16 protein-coding genes and 1 pseudogene are annotated in these 15,140 nt (G+C 70.7%); 8 read left to right on the top strand and 9 right to left on the bottom strand.

The window, feature by feature from the left end:
- Positions 1 to 10: 10 nt before the first annotated feature.
- On the bottom strand, positions 11 to 637 hold the full coding sequence (locus ACFY16_RS40800; RefSeq protein ID WP_390652298.1) for a winged helix-turn-helix transcriptional regulator: 627 nt from the start codon (positions 635 to 637) through the stop codon (positions 11 to 13).
- Between the two features lie 89 nt (positions 638 to 726).
- On the opposite strand from ACFY16_RS40800, the gene ACFY16_RS40795 reads away from it, so the two are divergent.
- From ACFY16_RS40795 to ACFY16_RS40785, 3 genes are all read left to right on the top strand, one after another.
- Positions 727 to 1,935, top strand: a complete 1,209-nt coding sequence (locus ACFY16_RS40795; protein ID WP_390652297.1) for a pyridoxal phosphate-dependent aminotransferase — start codon at positions 727 to 729, stop codon at positions 1,933 to 1,935.
- Positions 1,936 to 1,955: 20 nt separating this feature from the next.
- Positions 1,956 to 2,555: a histidine phosphatase family protein gene (locus ACFY16_RS40790; protein ID WP_390652296.1), complete on the top strand. Its 600-nt coding sequence runs from the start codon at positions 1,956 to 1,958 to the stop codon at positions 2,553 to 2,555.
- Positions 2,556 to 2,662: 107 nt separating this feature from the next.
- Positions 2,663 to 3,313, top strand: a complete 651-nt coding sequence (locus ACFY16_RS40785; RefSeq protein WP_390652295.1) for a hypothetical protein — start codon at positions 2,663 to 2,665, stop codon at positions 3,311 to 3,313.
- 121 nt (positions 3,314 to 3,434) lie between these two features.
- On the opposite strand, the gene ACFY16_RS40780 is transcribed toward ACFY16_RS40785, so the two are convergent.
- Positions 3,435 to 3,830 carry a winged helix-turn-helix transcriptional regulator gene (locus ACFY16_RS40780; RefSeq protein WP_390652294.1) on the bottom strand — a complete coding sequence of 132 codons (396 nt, stop codon included), beginning with the start codon at positions 3,828 to 3,830 and terminating at the stop codon, positions 3,435 to 3,437.
- A gap of 122 nt (positions 3,831 to 3,952) precedes the next feature.
- On the opposite strand from ACFY16_RS40780, the gene ACFY16_RS40775 reads away from it, so the two are divergent.
- Both ACFY16_RS40775 and ACFY16_RS40770 read left to right on the top strand, forming a co-directional pair.
- Positions 3,953 to 5,401, top strand: coding sequence for an MFS transporter (locus tag ACFY16_RS40775; protein ID WP_390652338.1), 1,449 nt, complete (start codon positions 3,953 to 3,955; stop codon positions 5,399 to 5,401).
- A 482-nt stretch (positions 5,402 to 5,883) separates the two neighbouring features.
- Positions 5,884 to 6,636, top strand: coding sequence for a chitosanase (locus tag ACFY16_RS40770; protein WP_390652337.1), 753 nt, complete (start codon positions 5,884 to 5,886; stop codon positions 6,634 to 6,636).
- A gap of 50 nt (positions 6,637 to 6,686) precedes the next feature.
- Here the strand turns inward: ACFY16_RS40770 and ACFY16_RS40765 are convergent, their stop codons facing one another.
- The 7 genes from ACFY16_RS40765 to ACFY16_RS40735 form a co-directional block, all read right to left on the bottom strand.
- Positions 6,687 to 8,072 (bottom strand): nucleobase:cation symporter-2 family protein, encoded by a 1,386-nt coding sequence (locus ACFY16_RS40765; protein WP_390652293.1) that lies wholly within the window; start codon positions 8,070 to 8,072, stop codon positions 6,687 to 6,689.
- Between the two features lie 273 nt (positions 8,073 to 8,345).
- The gene (locus ACFY16_RS40760) at positions 8,346 to 9,725 is read right to left on the bottom strand and encodes an 8-oxoguanine deaminase (RefSeq protein ID WP_390652292.1); all 1,380 of its coding nucleotides are present in this window, start codon (positions 9,723 to 9,725) and stop codon (positions 8,346 to 8,348) included.
- A 109-nt stretch (positions 9,726 to 9,834) separates the two neighbouring features.
- Positions 9,835 to 10,758, bottom strand: coding sequence for a factor-independent urate hydroxylase (gene pucL / locus ACFY16_RS40755; RefSeq protein WP_390652291.1), 924 nt, complete (start codon positions 10,756 to 10,758; stop codon positions 9,835 to 9,837).
- Between the two features lie 3 nt (positions 10,759 to 10,761).
- Positions 10,762 to 11,160, bottom strand: a complete 399-nt coding sequence (uraH, locus tag ACFY16_RS40750; RefSeq protein WP_390652290.1) for a hydroxyisourate hydrolase — start codon at positions 11,158 to 11,160, stop codon at positions 10,762 to 10,764.
- Positions 11,161 to 11,166: 6 nt separating this feature from the next.
- Positions 11,167 to 11,676, bottom strand: a complete 510-nt coding sequence (gene uraD, locus ACFY16_RS40745; RefSeq protein ID WP_390652289.1) for a 2-oxo-4-hydroxy-4-carboxy-5-ureidoimidazoline decarboxylase — start codon at positions 11,674 to 11,676, stop codon at positions 11,167 to 11,169.
- Between the two features lie 122 nt (positions 11,677 to 11,798).
- A complete protein-coding gene (locus tag ACFY16_RS40740) occupies positions 11,799 to 12,167 on the bottom strand; it encodes a helix-turn-helix domain-containing protein (RefSeq protein WP_390652288.1) in 369 nt (122 codons plus the stop codon).
- A complete protein-coding gene (locus ACFY16_RS40735) occupies positions 12,164 to 12,415 on the bottom strand; it encodes a hypothetical protein (RefSeq protein WP_390652287.1) in 252 nt (83 codons plus the stop codon). Before ACFY16_RS40735 ends, ACFY16_RS40740 begins: the two co-directional genes overlap by 4 nt.
- 137 nt (positions 12,416 to 12,552) lie before the next feature.
- Between ACFY16_RS40735 and ACFY16_RS40730 the strand changes: the two genes are divergently transcribed.
- The 3 genes and pseudogenes from ACFY16_RS40730 to ACFY16_RS40720 form a co-directional block, all read left to right on the top strand.
- The gene (locus ACFY16_RS40730; RefSeq protein WP_390652286.1) at positions 12,553 to 13,410 is read left to right on the top strand and encodes a TIM barrel protein; all 858 of its coding nucleotides are present in this window, start codon (positions 12,553 to 12,555) and stop codon (positions 13,408 to 13,410) included.
- A gap of 47 nt (positions 13,411 to 13,457) precedes the next feature.
- Positions 13,458 to 14,348, top strand: coding sequence for a 2-hydroxy-3-oxopropionate reductase (locus ACFY16_RS40725; RefSeq protein ID WP_390652285.1), 891 nt, complete (start codon positions 13,458 to 13,460; stop codon positions 14,346 to 14,348).
- 190 nt (positions 14,349 to 14,538) lie between these two features.
- Positions 14,539 to 14,727, top strand: a pseudogene (locus ACFY16_RS40720) (catalase-related domain-containing protein); the annotation flags it as partial.
- Positions 14,728 to 15,140 lie beyond the last annotated feature (413 nt).

The raw sequence follows: 15,140 nt of genomic DNA, 5'->3' as shown, positions 1-15,140 counted from the left end.
TCTGCCCGTCTCACGCCTCCCGCAGGACCTTGGCGAGGGTGCCGTCGCCGGTCACGTCGACCCGTCCGTCGCGTACCGCGTCCGCCACGGTCAACTCGCCCCGGCCGATGGCCGTACACGTGCCGGTGTCCAGGACCAGCCGGGCGTCGGGCTCCCGGGGCGCGGGCCCGTCTCCGTAGACCGGGCCGTCCTCGGCACCCACGTACAGGTGGAAGTCGCCTTCCTCCAGCCGGACTTCGACGAGACCCTCCCCGCGCAGGGCCCTCAGCAGCGGCAGCGCGAACCAGTGCGCGCGTACGGCGTCGGTGGGCCGCCGCTCCCCCAGCTCGGCCTGCCCCCACTCCCCCAGGGCCTGCAGCACCGGCAGCAACTCCCGTCCCCGTGGGGTGAGTTCGTACACGTAGGCCGCGCCGGGCGGCGGCAGTCGGCGCCGCGTGGTCAGGCCGTCGCGTTCCATGTCCTTCAGCCGCGAGGCGAGTACGTCCGTGCTCACGCCCGGCAGGTCGGCGTGCAGGTCCGTGTAACGGCGCGGGCCGGCGAGCAACTCCCGGACGATCAGCAGGGTCCAGCGGTCACCGACGGCGTCGAGCGCGCGGGCGGCGGAACAGTACTGGTCGTAGCTTCGGCGAGGTGACATGCGACGCAGTCTAGACATGTTGTTGGACTTTCCAAGCAGCCACTTGGTAAAACCAAGTAAGCAACATCACGAACCGGAGGGCGCAGCGCATGGAGTTCCGGCAGTCGAACAAGCTCAGCGAGGTCTGTTACGAGATCCGCGGCCCGGTGATCGAGCACGCCAACGCGCTGGAGGAGGCGGGCCACAGCGTGCTGCGTCTGAACACCGGCAACCCCGCGCTGTTCGGCTTCGAGGCGCCGGAGGAGATCCTCCAGGACATGATCCGCATGCTCCCGCAGGCGCACGGCTACACGGACTCCCGCGGCATACTCTCCGCCCGCCGGGCGGTCGCCCAGCGCTACCAGACCCTGGGCCTGCAGGTCGAGGTCGATGACGTCTTCCTCGGCAACGGCGTCTCCGAGCTGATCTCGATGGCCGTACAGGCGCTGATCGAGGACGGCGACGAAATCCTCATCCCCGCCCCGGACTTCCCGCTGTGGACGGCCGTCACCACCCTCGCGGGCGGCAAGGCGGTCCACTACCTGTGCGACGAGCGGGCCGACTGGTACCCGGACCTCGAGGACATGGCGTCGAAGATCACCGACCGCACCAAGGCGGTCGTGATCATCAACCCGAACAACCCGACCGGCGCGGTCTACCCGAAGGAGATCGTCGAGGGCATCCTCGACCTGGCCCGCCGGCACGGCCTGATGGTTCTCGCCGACGAGATCTACGACCAGATCCTGTACGACGACGCCGTCCACCACTCGGCCGCCGCGCTCGCCCCCGACCTGGTGGTCCTCACCTTCTGCGGTCTGTCGAAGACGTACCGGGTGGCGGGTTTCCGCTCGGGCTGGCTGGTCGTCACCGGCCCCAAGCAGCACGCGAAGGACTACCTGGAGGGCCTGACCATGCTGGCCTCCATGCGCCTGTGCGCCAACGCGCCGGCCCAGTACGCCATCCAGGCGGCGCTCGGCGGCCGCCAGTCCATCCGCGAACTCACCGCGCCGGGCGGCAGGCTGTACGAACAGCGCACCGTGGCCTGGGAGAAGCTGAACGAGATCCCGGGCGTGTCGTGCGTGCGGCCGAAGGGCGCGCTGTACGCGTTCCCGCGTCTCGACCCCAAGGTGCACAAGATCCACGACGACGAGAAGTTCGTCCTGGACCTGCTGCTGCGGGAGAAGATCCAGGTGGTCCAGGGCACGGGCTTCAACTGGCCGACCCCCGACCACTTCCGCATTCTCACGCTCCCCCACGCGAACGACCTGGAGGCGGCCATCGGACGGATCGGGCGGTTCCTGAGCGGGTACCGGCAGTAGCGGCTCCTAGCCTGTGCCCCATGGGTGATCTCTTTCTCGTCCGGCACGGTGAGACCGAGTGGTCGCGGTCCGGACGGCACACCGGCCGGACGGACGTCCCGCTGACCGAGCGCGGCCGGGAGGAGGCGCGCCTGCTGGTGCCGCTGATCCGCTCGCACCGCGTCGGAGCCGCCTTCGTCAGCCCCCTGCAGCGGGCACGGGAGACCGCGCAGCTCATCGGGCTCGACGACGTGCGGATCGACGTGGATCTCCAGGAGTGGGACTACGGCGGGTACGAGGGCGTCACGACCGTCGAGATCCAGCGCACCCGGCCGGACTGGTTCCTGTTCACGGACGGTGTCGCGCCCGGGCCGCCCGACCACCCCGGGGAGACCCCGGAGCAGGTCGGGGAGCGCGCCGACCGCGTGCTGGCCAAGGTGGACGCCGCGCTCGCCAACACCGAGGGCGTCGTCGTCCTGGTCGCGCACGGCCACTTCCTGCGGGTCCTCACCGCCCGCCGGCTGGGGCTGCCGCCGGCGGGCGGGGCGCTGTTCCAGCTGGGGACGGGGGCGCTGTCCAGGCTGGGCACGGAGCACGGGCGGCCGGTGATCGCGGGCTGGAATGTCAGACCCCGGCCGTAGCCTTCAGGTGGGTCGTCGTCCGGCGGCCCGTGCGCCAGGGCCACCCATGGGCCGGTTGCATACGCCGGGCCCAGGCGCCGGGTCCACGCGCCAGGGAGGGGCATGCCGTGACACGACCGCCGACCGCCGCCCAGCGGCGTGTGATCGATGCCGCCGACCCCGTGACCGGACGGCTGCGGGGGACGGAGACGCAGCTCGCGGCCCTGGTGAAGCGGGGCCTCGCCTTCCGGCACCCTCGGCCGCCGCACGACCACTTCCTGACGCCGGCCGGGCACCGGATACGGGAGGCGGCGGCCCAGCCGCCCCCAGAACCCGCCGCCGGGACCTCCGCGACCGGGACCTCGGCGACCGCCGGGGTGTTCGCCGCGCGCATCGGGGGCGAGGACGAGCCGGACGCGGCCCCGGGCCCCGCCCGAGTCCGTGAGGTGCACAGCGCCTGGCAGGGCCTGCTGGAGCTGCGCCGTATGACCAACCCGGGCGGCGCCACCGACCTGCCGTGCGACTGGGAGCGCACACACCTGGTGCGGGCCGCCGCGCTCGCCCTGGAGGCGGCCGGACACCGGCCCGCGGGCCGCGACACGGACGGCTACCGGGTCCGCGCGACCCCGCAGCCGGAGGCCGTCGCCGTGCACGAGCCGGACGGCGGGGCGCTGCGGGCGTGCGCGCTCACCCTGGAGAAGGCGGGCTGGCAGGTCGGCGAGCACACCGATCCCCGTACGAGAGCTCGCTATCTGCTGGCTTCCCCACGCCGGGTGTGACAGACATGCCCAGATCGGCGTCCAGGGCTTCGCCTTCTTGTCGAAAAGAAACGGATGCCGGGGAATCCGCAGGACCACTCCAAGGAACTGGCGTCGGACCCCCGCCTGTTCGGCCTGCAGGTCACACCAGTTCCGGCTCGTGCTCGGTGTCGTAGGCCGCACGCGCCTGAGCGATGTAGACCCGGTTCCGCTCGGCCCAATCGGTCAGGCGCTGCAGGGTCTCGTGCAACTCCCGGGCCACCGGGGTGAGTTCGTACTCGACCTTCGGCGGAACCGTCGGGTGCACGGTGCGGGTGACGAGTCCGTCGCGCTCCAGATTGCGCAGGGTGAGCGTGAGCATGCGGCGACTGATGCCCTCGATGCTGCGCTCCAACTCGGTGAAGCGAATGGGGCCGTGCGCGGCCGCGACAAGGATCTGCACGCTCCATTTCCCCGAGACCCTGTCAAGAACTTCGCGGACGGGGCAGGCGTGCGCGTTCACGACCTGCGAGGTAACACCGGTGTTCCTCTGGGACATCCGACTGCCTCCTTACGTCTGCCTCCATGGTCACCCACCATGAACTCCGTTACAAGTCGTGCACCAACGGCACGCGCGGTTCCTACGGAGAATGCGGAGGCCAGCAGGCCATGTCCACGTCCATGTCCACGTCCAGCCGGGCCGAGTCACCGACACGGCCGACGCTGCCCCGAACGTACTCCCGCTGGGCGTCCCTCGTCGTCCTGTGCGCGGGCACTTTGATGACGATCCTGGACGGCAACGTCGTCACCGTGGCGATGCCCGCGATCCAGAGCGACCTCGGCTTCGGCGGGCCCGGTCTGGCGTGGGTCGTCAACGCGTATCTGATCCCCTTCGGCGGGCTGCTGTTGCTGGTGGGCCGCCTCGGCGACCTGGTCGGCCGCAAGCGGATGTTCGTTGCCGGGCTCGCCGTGTTCACCGCGGCCTCCGTGCTGTGCGGGGTCGCCACCAGCCAGGGCGTGCTGATCGCGGCGCGTGCCGTGCAGGGCGCCGGCGGGGCGATGACCGCGGCCGTGGTGCTCGGCATGCTGGTCGCGCTGTTTCCCGAGCCGCGTGAACAGGCCCGTGCCATCGCGGTGTTCAGCGCGGTCGGGGCGGCGGGCGGGGCGCTCGGCACGTTCCTGGGCGGGGCGCTGACGCAGGCACTGAACTGGCACTGGATCTTCCTGATCAACCTGCCGATCGGGGTGGTCGCGCTGCTCGCGGCGGTCCGCGTCCTCGCGCCGGAGCAGGGTGCCGGCCTGGGCAGGGGCGCCGACTATCCGGGCGCCGCGCTGGTCACCGGCGCACTGATGCTCACGGTGTACGTCATCGTCGGCGCCGGTGACCGCGGGCTCACCGCCACCCTGCTGCTGGCGGCGCTCGCCCTGGCCCTGTTCGTGGCGTTCGCCGTCCGCCAGGCGAGGACCGCACGCCCGCTGCTGCGGCTGCGGCTGTTCGGCTCGCGGCTGCTGAGCGGGGCGAACGTCGTCCAGGTCCTGATGATCGCCACGATGTACGGCTTCCAGTTCATCGGCGCGCTCTACCTCCAACGCGTCCTCGGTTACGACGAGTTGACCACCGGTACGGCCTTCCTTCCGGCGCCGATCGCGATCGGGGTGCTGATGCTGGGCCTGTCCGCGCGGACCATCGGCCGGTTCGGCGCGTACCGGGTGCTGCTCGCCGGGCTGGTGCTCGTCATCGCCGGGATGGCACTGCTGAGCCGCGCCCCCGTCGACGGCTCGTACGTCACCGACGTACTCCCGTCGCTGCTGCTGCTCGCCGTCGGATTCGCGGCCGCGATGCCCGCGCTGACCGGGCTCGCCATGTCGGGAGCGCGAGCGGAGGACGCCGGGCTGGCCTCCGGCCTCTTCAACACCACGCAGGTGGTGGGAGGTTCGCTGGGTCTGGCGGTGCTGTCGACGCTCGCGGCGAGCCGCACCGACGGACTGCTCGACCGGGGCGCGGAGCTGATCCCGGCCACGGCGGAGGGCTACCGGCTGGCGTTCCGGGTGGCCGCGGTGATCGCGACGGGCGCGCTGACGCTGGCGGCGGTGACACTCCGGCAGCGCACCGAGCGGGCGCAGGGCTGACGGCCCGCGGCGACGGCCACACTGCGGAAGGCCTCAGGGCCGGCGCGGGACCGGCACTCCGCCGCCGTGGCACCTGCCGACGTGAGGTCGGCAGGTCGTCGCGGCGGCGAGATCCGTACCCGCCGATGTCAGGGCGTACGAGTCAGGTGCCGTCTGCGCACCCGCACCGGCCGGCTCCCCCGAGACGCGGCCCGCCGACGCTGGGGGCCGAGACGCTCACGCATCTCATGACGCGCCCGGGCATCCAGGACCAGCAGAGTGACGGCGATGGCGAAGACGCCTTCACCGAAGGCCTCGACACGACCGGACTCGTTCACCCGGGTCCCTCTCGAGTCACAGTAACTTGCCAAGGCCACCTCACGGCGTTGCCATGTTGGCACGCGAGTCTCGACCGCCGTCCACAGCGCCCCTTCGGAGATGACGTGCCGATCTTTCACAGACATGCCGCCCGTCGCAGCCTGATCGCCGCTTTCGGTACCGCGATGGCGGCCCTGGGGTGGCCCTCGGCCGGGGCGGACGCCGCGGCGACGGGGCTGGATGATCCGGTGAAGAAGGACATCGCCATGCGGCTGGTGTCCAGCGCGGAGAACTCGTCCCTGGACTGGAAGGCGCAGTACGCGTACATCGAGGACATCGGCGACGGCCGCGGCTACACCGCCGGCATCATCGGTTTCTGCTCCGGTACGAGCGACATGCTGGCCCTGGTGGAGCTGTACACCGAACGGCACCCGGGCAACGTCCTGGCCGGCTATCTGCCCGCGCTGCGCACGGTGAACGGCAGCGACTCGCACGAGGGCCTCGACCCGGGCTTCCCCGACGCCTGGCGCAAGGCCGCGAAGACGTCGGGCTTTTGCGAGGCCCAGTGCGACGAGCGGGACCGCGGCTACTTCGACCCGGCCGTGGCGCGCGCCAAGAAGGACGGCGTGGGCACGCTCGGGCAGTTCGTCTACTACGACGCCATGGTCATGCACGGCCCCGGCGCGGACGCCGTCAGCTTCGGTGGCATCCGCGAGCGGGCCCGGGGACACGCGGACACCCCGGCGGAGGGCGGCGACGAGACGACGTACCTGAACGCCTTCCTCGACGCCCGCGTGTGGGCGATGAAGCAGGAGGAGGCCCACAGCGACGTCAGCCGGGTCGAGACGGCCCAGCGGGTGTTCCTCGACGCCGGCAACCTCGATCTCGACCCACCGCTCCGGTGGAAGGTGTACGGGGACAGTTACGAGATCGGCTGACACACGGATAAGGGGGGACGGCAACTGCCGTACCCCCTCATCCGTCCAGGTCAGTGCGCGCCTGCCGTGCGCGCGCCCACGATCCCCTCACCCGGTTCCATCGGCGCCGTGACGTCGTCGTCGGCCTCACGAGCCCCGCCGAGGTGGTTGAAGACGAGGTTCAGGACCACCGCCGCCACGCAGCCCGTCGAGATGCCCGAGTCCAGGACGATCTTCGCCGTCTCCGGGAAGGCGTGGTAGAACTCGGGCGCCGTGATGGGGATGATGCCGACGGCCAGGGAGACGGCCACGATCAGGACGTTGTTGTCCTTCTCCATGCCCGCCCTGACCAGGGTCTGGATGCCGCTGGCGGCGACCGAGCCGAACAGGACCACGCCCGCGCCGCCGAGCACCGGGCGCGGTACGACGGCGATGAGCGAGGCGGCCATCGGGCACAGACCCATCAGGACCAGGAAACCGCCGCCGGCGGCGACGACGTAGCGGCTGCGGATCCTCGTCATCGCGACGAGGCCGATGTTCTGCGCGAAGGCGCTGCACATGAAGCCGTTGAACAGGGGGCTGATCGCCGTGCCGAGGGTGTCGGCACGCAGGCCGGCCGCGATGGTCCGCTCGTCCGCCGGGCGTTCCACGATCTCACCCAGCGCCAGCATGTCGGCGGTCGACTCGGTCATCGAGACCACCATCACCACGATCATCGACAGGATCGCGGCGACCTGGAACTGCGGTGCGCCGAAGTGGAACGGGGTCGGGAAACCGATCACGTCCGCGTCCGCGACCGGGGCGAAGTCCGTGACACCGAAGGGGATGGCGACGAGGGTGCCGATGACCAGGCCGAGCAGGACGGCGATCTGCTTGACGAAGCCGCGGGTGAAGCGACGAAGCAGCAGCACGATCAAGAGAGTCGCGGCCGCGAGACCGAGGTAGGTCGTCGAACCGTAGTCGTCCGCGGCGGGGTTCGGGCCCTGTGCCCAGCCGAAGGCGACGGGCAGCAGGGAGACTCCGATGAGCGTGATGACCGTGCCGGTGACGACCGGCGGGAAGAAGCGGACCGCCTTGCTGAAGAAGGGGGCCGCGACGAAGCCCAGGACGCCTGCGACGATCACCGCGCCGAAGATGATCGGCAGGGCGTCGGACTTGTCCTTGGTGGAGGCGACGATCGCCGTCATGGGGGCCACCCCGGCGAAGGTGACACCGTTGACGAACGGCAGGCGGGCGCCGATCTTCCAGAACCCGAGGGTCTGGAGGAAGGTGGCGAGCCCCGCGGTGAACAGGCAGGCTCCGGTGAGGAAGGTCAGTTCGGTGCCGGTCAGGCCTATGGCCGCGCCGACGATCAGGGGCGGGGCGACGACTCCCGCGTACATGGCGGCCACATGTTGCAGACCTGTGGTCGCCATCTTGAGGGCGGGGAGTTTCTCGTCGACGGGGTGAACGGACACGGCGGTTCCTCCGGTGGGTGACACGTCGGCTCTGACGCGGAGTTCAAGGAGGTGGTGCGTGGGGTCATGGGGGTGCCTCCCGCTGGGGGTCCCCCCGCTCGAGCGGAGCCGAGAATGAGGGAGAAGCCGAGAGTGGGGGAGGGACCAGGGGGACGGTGACCGTGCCGGGGCGCGCGCGTCCACGCGCGCCCCGGTGACGGCCGCCGCGGACCCTGTTCGGGTCCACGGCTGCCGGCCGGGAGCCGTCCCTCCCGGCCGGAGTCCTTCGACTGCTCAGCCCTGGGCGGCGATCCGCGCCAGGCGCTGCGCTTCCGTCCGTGTGGAGCGGGCGATCGCGTCCTCGTCGGCGGTGAGGAGCCGCCCGTTCTCCACGATCTGCCGGCCGTTCACGAACGAGGCGGTCACCGGGGCCGCGGCGCCGAAGACCAGCGCGGTCACCGGGTCGGCGATGGAGGCGTGGGCCAGGGTGTCCAGCTTCCACAGCACCAGGTCGGCCAGCTTGCCCGGCTCCAGGGAGCCGGTCTCGGCCGCGCGGCCCAGGACCTGGGCGCCGCCGTAGGTGCCGAGGCGCAGCGCCTGGCGGGCGTTCAGGGCGGCCTCGCGGTGGGCGCCGAGGCGGTTGATGAGCAGCGCGTTGCGCAGTTCGGTGTGGAGTTCGCCGGACTCGTTCGACGCGGTGCCGTCGACGCCGAGGCCGACCGGGACGCCGGCCGCGAGCATGTCGGGGACGCGGGCGATACCGGCCGCCAGTCGGGCGTTGGAGGACGGGCAGTGGGCGACACCCGTCTTCGTGCGGGCGAAGGCGGCGATGTCGGAGTCGTTCATGTGGACGCAGTGGGCCATCCACACGTCCTCGCCGAGCCAGCCGGTGGACTCGAAGTAGTCGGTCGGGCCCATGCCGAACAGCTCGTGGCAGAACTTCTCCTCCTCGACCGTCTCCGAACCGTGGGTGTGCAGCCGCACACCCTTGCTACGGGCCAACTCCGCGCCCTGACGCATGAGTTCGGTGGAGACGGAGAACGGGGAGCAGGGGGCCACGGCCACCTGGGTCATGGCGTCGAAGGAGGCGTCGTGGTGCTCGTCGACGGTTCGCTCGGTGGCGGCCAGCGCGCCTTCGAGGGTCTCGACGGCGAAGTCCGGCGGCAGCCCGCCGTCCTTCTCGCTGCGGTCCATGGAGCCGCGGGCGAGGGTGAAGCGGACGCCCATGTCGCGGGCGGCGCCGATGATGGCGCCGGACAGGTCGCCGGAGCCCTCCGGGAAGACGTAGTGGTGGTCCATGGCGGTGGTGACACCGCCGCGGGCCATCATCGCGAGCGAGCCCTGCGCCGCCGCGTACACCATCTTCTCGTCGATGCGCGCCCACGTGGGGTACAGCGCGACGAGCCAGTTGAAGAGGTTGTGGTCCGTGGCCAGGCCCCGGGTGATCCACTGGTAGAAGTGGTGGTGGGTGTTGATCAGGCCGGGAGTGACCAGGTGCCCGGTGGCGTCGATGCGGCGTACGACGTTCTCCAGGCCCTCGGGGGCCCTGCCCGCGCCCACCGCCTCGATGCGGTTGCCGGCGACGACCACGTGCCCGGAGGCGTACTCGGTGTCGCCGGCGTCGACGGTCGCGATCGCACAGTTCTCGATGACGATGCGCTGGGCTGCTGCCATGGTTCGTCCTTTTCGCTCTGTGGAGAGGGCACGGCAGGACCCCGGGAGTTTTGAGTGCCGTGGCCGGGGAGGCGGGCTCCCCGCCCACGGGTGCCGAAAGAGGGACGCGTCAGAGGTTGGTGAGGTCCACCGGGATGTGCGGCTCGCAGCCGTCACGCAGGATGGTCGCCTCGATCAGGCCGTACGGGCGGTCGGCCGCGAAGTAGATTTCGTTGTCGTTCTTGAGGCCGAACGGCTCCAGGTCCACCAGGAAGTGGTGCTTGTTCGGGAGCGAGAAGCGGACCTCGTCGATCTCGCTGCGGCTGTTGATGATCCGCGAACCCATCTGGTACAGGGTCTGCTGGAGCGACAGCGAGTACGTCTCGGCGAAGGCCTGGAGCATGTGCTTCTTCACCTGCTCGTAGGACTTCTCCCAGTTGGGCATGAGGTCCGCGTCGTCGGTCCAGTTGAACCGCCAGCGGGCGGAGACCTGGGTGGCGAGGATACGGTCGTACGCCTCCGGCAGCGTCGTGTACTTGTCCTTGACGTAGCCCCAGAACTCGGAGTTCGTCGAGTTCATCACGACGAGGTCCTTGAGACCGGAGATGACCTCCCACGACGAGCCGTCGTACGTGATCTGGGTCAGGCGGGTCTCCTGGCCCTTGCGTACGAAGGAGTGCTTGGCCTCGTCCGCGCCGATGAACTGCGAGTTGGCGTCGGAGGTCTCGATCCGCTCCCAGGCGTACTCCTCGATGCGGATACGGGCGGTCTTGATCGGCTCCTGGCTGGTGACGAAGTGCCGGGCCAGGTGGATGCCGAACTGCTCGCCGGACTCGATGCCGTGTTCCTTGGCGAAGGCGTACACCGTGTTCTTGGTGGTGTCGGTCGGCAGGACGTTGGCGTTCGAGCCGGAGTAGTGGACCTCGTCCATGTCGCCGGAGAGCGCGACGGAGACGTTCAGGTCCTTGATGTGGTGGGTGGCGCCGTCCCGCGTGATCTTTACGACTCGGTTCTCGGCCTTGCCGTACTGGTTCTGTCCCAGAATCGTGGGCATGAGCTAGCTCCCTCGGTAAACGGAGTAGCCGAACGGGTTGAGCAGCAGCGGTACGTGGTAGTGCTCGCCGGGCTTCACGGCGAAGGTGATCGCCACCTCGGGGAAGAACGCACCGCTGTCCCGACTCGCGGGGGCGTCCTGCTGCGCATCGGCTTGCTTCTTCGCGGATTTCTCGAAGTACGGCTCCACCGCGAAGTCGAGCCGTACGTGGGTCGTCCCTTCCGGCAGCGCCGGCAGGTCCTTGCACCGCCCGTCCGCGTCGGTCGCGGAGCCGCCGAGCGCCTGCCAGTCGGCGTCGCGCCCGGCGCGGGCGGCGAGCCGGACGGCGACGCCCCCGGCGGGGCGGCCGATGCTGGTGTCCAGGATGTGGGTGGACACCGAGGCCGTGGTGCTGATGCTCATGCTGCGTCAGTCCTCTTCGACAAGTCGGGCCAGTCGGATGCGGTTGATCTTGCCGAGCTCGGTGCGGACGATCTCCCGCTCCTGCTCCGGCGAGTTGCCGATCCGTTGCTTGACCGCGTCGCGCATCTGCTCGCCGGTGCGGCCGGTGGCGCAGATCAGGAAGACGTGGCCGAACCTGTCCTGGTAGGCCAGGTTCAGTTCGAGCATCTCCGCCTTGAGCTCCTCGGAGGCGCCGGCCATGCCGCGCTGCTCGCGGGCGGAGGCCGGGTCGCCGGGCTTGGGGCGGCCGATCGGCGGGTGTCCGGCCATCGCCTCCGCGAGGTCCGCGGCGGTCAGCTCGGCCATGGCGGCGTCACTGGCGGCGTAGAGGTCGCCGGTGGTGGCGTAGGGGCGGGCCGTGCACAGCCGGTTCGCCCATGCCGTCGAGGCGCACGCCTCGTGGAGGGCGGCGACGGCCGCGGACTCCTCGAGGTCGTTGAAGCGGGCGAGGCCCGGGGGCGTGGAAGTCGAAGTCACGGGAGCCTCCGTGGCCGCGAACGGCCTTCGTGCTGAACGGGCTGCGGCCAGCTAACGCCCCTCCGCGACACCCCGTCAACACTTTGTTGAAAATTCCGGGTAACGAAACCCGGGAGTCTCCGTCAGCCCTCTTTCTCGCGGTTGAGGTAGTTGTAGACCGTGAAGCGGCTCACCCCGAGCGCGCTCGCCACGGTCTCCACGCCGTGCCGTACGGAGAAGGCGCCGCGCGCCTCGAGTATCCGCACGACCTCCTGCTTGGCCTTGCGGTCCAGGTCGGCGAGCGGCTTTCCCTTCTTGCGCTCCATGGCGGCCAGGATGTGGTCGAGGGAGTCGGCGAGCTGCGGCAGGCGTACGGCGACGGCGTCGACACCCTCCCAGGACAGCACGACGTCGTCGGGGCCGGCCTCGTCGGGCGGGAGCATCTCGCCACCCATGGCGTCGACCAGCGGCTTCACGGCCGTGATGAAGGGCTCGTCCCCGGCGCCGGTCACTTGTCGCCCTCCCCGACCACGTTGACCTGGAGCGAGATCCGGGTGGCACCGGCCGCCAGGGTTCTGCGCAGCAGGGCGTCCACGGCCGTGAGCACCGCGTCGGCGCCACCCTCCGCCGTGTTGCCGAACGGGCCGACGTCCACGGCGTCCAGCGCGGCACCCTCGATGACCTCGCGGGCCACCAGCGCATGCGCGGGCGCCTCCTCGAGGTCGAAGGGCTCGGTCGTGAACTCCACTCTCAATCGCACGCGCTCAACCTAACGCGCGGCACCGACATCCGCCGACCCCTCTTGACAAGCGACGACCGCCGACGGCAATCTTCCATTAAGCAGAAACAAACTTCCGTAATACGGAATTACGACCACGGAAGGGAGCGCCGAGCCTCATGCCGGGTTTTGAATCGAGCACAGCCGCAGAGCAGCGCTTCAACGTCAACCTGTCGATCCTTTTCACGGAACTCCCGCTCCTGGAGCGCCCCGCGGCCGCCGCCGCGGCCGGCTTCACCGCGGTCGAGCTGTGGTGGCCCTGGGTCGACTCCCCCACTCCCGAGCAGTCCGAGCTCGACGCCCTGAAGAAGGCGATCGAGGACGCGGGCGTGCGGCTCACGGGCCTGAACTTCTACGCCGGACAGCTCCCCGGCCCGGACCGTGGCGCCCTGTCGATCCCCGGCGAGGAGTCGGAGAGGTTCCGCGCCAACATCGACGTGGCCGCGGACTTCGCCCAGTCCCTGGGCTGCGGGGCGCTCAACGCCCTGTACGGCAACCGTGTCGAGGGCGTGGACCCGGCCGAACAGGACGCGCTGGCGCTGGAGAACCTGGTGCTCGCGGCCCGGGCGGCGGACCGGATCGGCGCGATCCTGCTGATCGAGACCCTCAACAAGCCGGAGTCACCGCTCTACCCGCTGGTGACCGCCCCGGCCGGCATCGGCGTCGTCGACAAGGTCAACCAGGCCACGGGCCTCGACAACGCCCGCTTCCTCATGGACATCTACCACCTGTCCATGAACGGCGAAGACCTGCCGCAGGTGATCGAGCGGTACGCGTCGAGGACCGGCCATGTGCAGATCGCCGACAACCCGGGCCGTGGCGCCCCCGGCACGGGTTCGCTCCCGCTGGAAGACCTCCTCGGCCGGCTCAGGAAGGCCGGTTACGAGGGCTGGGTCGGCCTGGAGTACAGGCCGGGCGACCGCCCGAGCGCCGAGGCCTTCGAGTGGCTGCCGACCGAGGTCCGAGCGGCCCGCTGAGCGCCAACACGCAGACACAGCACAGCAGTCAGAGAGGCACCCTCACCATGAGCAGTCTTCCCAAGGTCGCCTGGATAGGTCTCGGCATCATGGGCTCCCCCATGTCCGAGAACCTGATCAAGGCGGGTTACGACGTCACCGGCTTCACCCTGGAGCGGGACAAGCTGGACCGGCTGGCCGCCGCCGGCGGCACCGCGGCCGGTTCGATCGCCGAGGCCGTACGGGACGCCGACGTGATCGTCACGATGGTGCCGGCCTCCCCGCAGGTCGAGGCCATCGCATACGGCCCCGACGGCATCCTGGAGAACGCCCGCCCCGGCGCCCTGCTCATCGACATGTCCTCGATCACCCCGCAGACCTCGGTCTACCTGGCGAAGGCGGCGAAGGGCAGGGGCATCCGCGTGCTGGACGCCCCGGTGTCCGGCGGCGAGGCCGGCGCCGTCGAGGCCGTGCTGTCCATCATGGTCGGCGGCGAGCAGGCCGACTTCGACGAGGCCGAGCCGCTCTTCGAGGCGCTGGGCAGGACCATCGTGCTGTGCGGCCCGCACGGCTCCGGCCAGACCGTGAAGGCCGCCAACCAGCTGATCGTCGCCGTGAACATCCAGGCGTGCGCCGAGGCCGTGGTCTTCCTGGAGAAGTCCGGCGTGGACCTGAAGGCGGCGCTGGACGTCCTCAACGGCGGACTGGCCGGCTCCACCGTGCTGACGCGGAAGAAGGACAACTTCCTCAACCGCGACTTCAAGCCCGGCTTCCGGATCGATCTGCACCACAAGGACATGGGCATCGTCACGGACGCGGCCCGCAACGTCGGCGCCGCCCTGCCCGTCGGTGCCGTGGTCGCCCAGTTGGTCGCCAGTCTGCGCGCCCAGGGCGACGGCGGCCTGGACCACACGGCCCTGCTGCGGGCCGTCGAGCGCCTCTCCGGCGCACAGGTCTGACGCACCCCGAGACTCCGGGCGGCGCCGGCGCCGACATCTGTCCTGTCGCGCCCAGGCGGCGGCGCCGTCCGGAACCATCCCACGAGATTCAACAAACTGTTGGCGCCCAGACGGCCCGAACCCAGGCTCCACCAAGCGGAAGCTCCATGAAGCGGAAGAAGGTTTCCGCTACCCCCCTCGTACGGAAGGTTCGGAGGAGGAGAAGTCCCGGCTGGTCGCGAACATCGCGGGCGGTCTGTCCCAGGTCTCCCGCGACGACGTGATCGAGAACAACCTGGCCCACTTCCACGCCGCCGACCAGGACTACGGCAAGCGCGTGACGGAGGCGGTCCGCGCCCTGCGCGAGGACCGAACCACGAAGACGGCGTCCGGAGCCTGACGGGAGGTCATGCGCCGGACGCGTAGCCCGCCGCCGCCGAGCGACCCGGATGAGGGGTGGTCGCCGGCCGGGCGGGCCGGGCGAGGACCGCGGCGGCGTGCGAGCCAGTGCGGTGGTGAAGGTCCCGAGGCCTCCTTCTCGACCTGAGGGAAGAAGCCCCCGGTGCCGTCGCCGCCGCCGCGGTCCCAGCCCCCCTGCCTCGCACCGGGGCCCCGCACTCCGTCCGGCGGCGCGAACGTCCTGTCGCGCCCAGCCTCGCGCCGTCGGACGGTCACCATCCATACGAACCTCACCGGCCGGGGGGGGGGGGCGGGCCCCCCCCCCCCCCCCGGGGGGGCCCCCCCCCCACCCCCCCCGGGAACCCCCCACCCGGGGGCCCCCCCCGGCCCGGGGGCGGCCCCCCCCGGGGGCGA

This window comes from Streptomyces sp. NPDC001315, from assembly GCF_042896175.1.
Lineage (GTDB): Bacteria > Actinomycetota > Actinomycetes > Streptomycetales > Streptomycetaceae > Streptomyces.
Note: the sequence above shows the minus strand (reverse complement) of the source record. Positions and strands in the feature narration are given on the sequence as shown.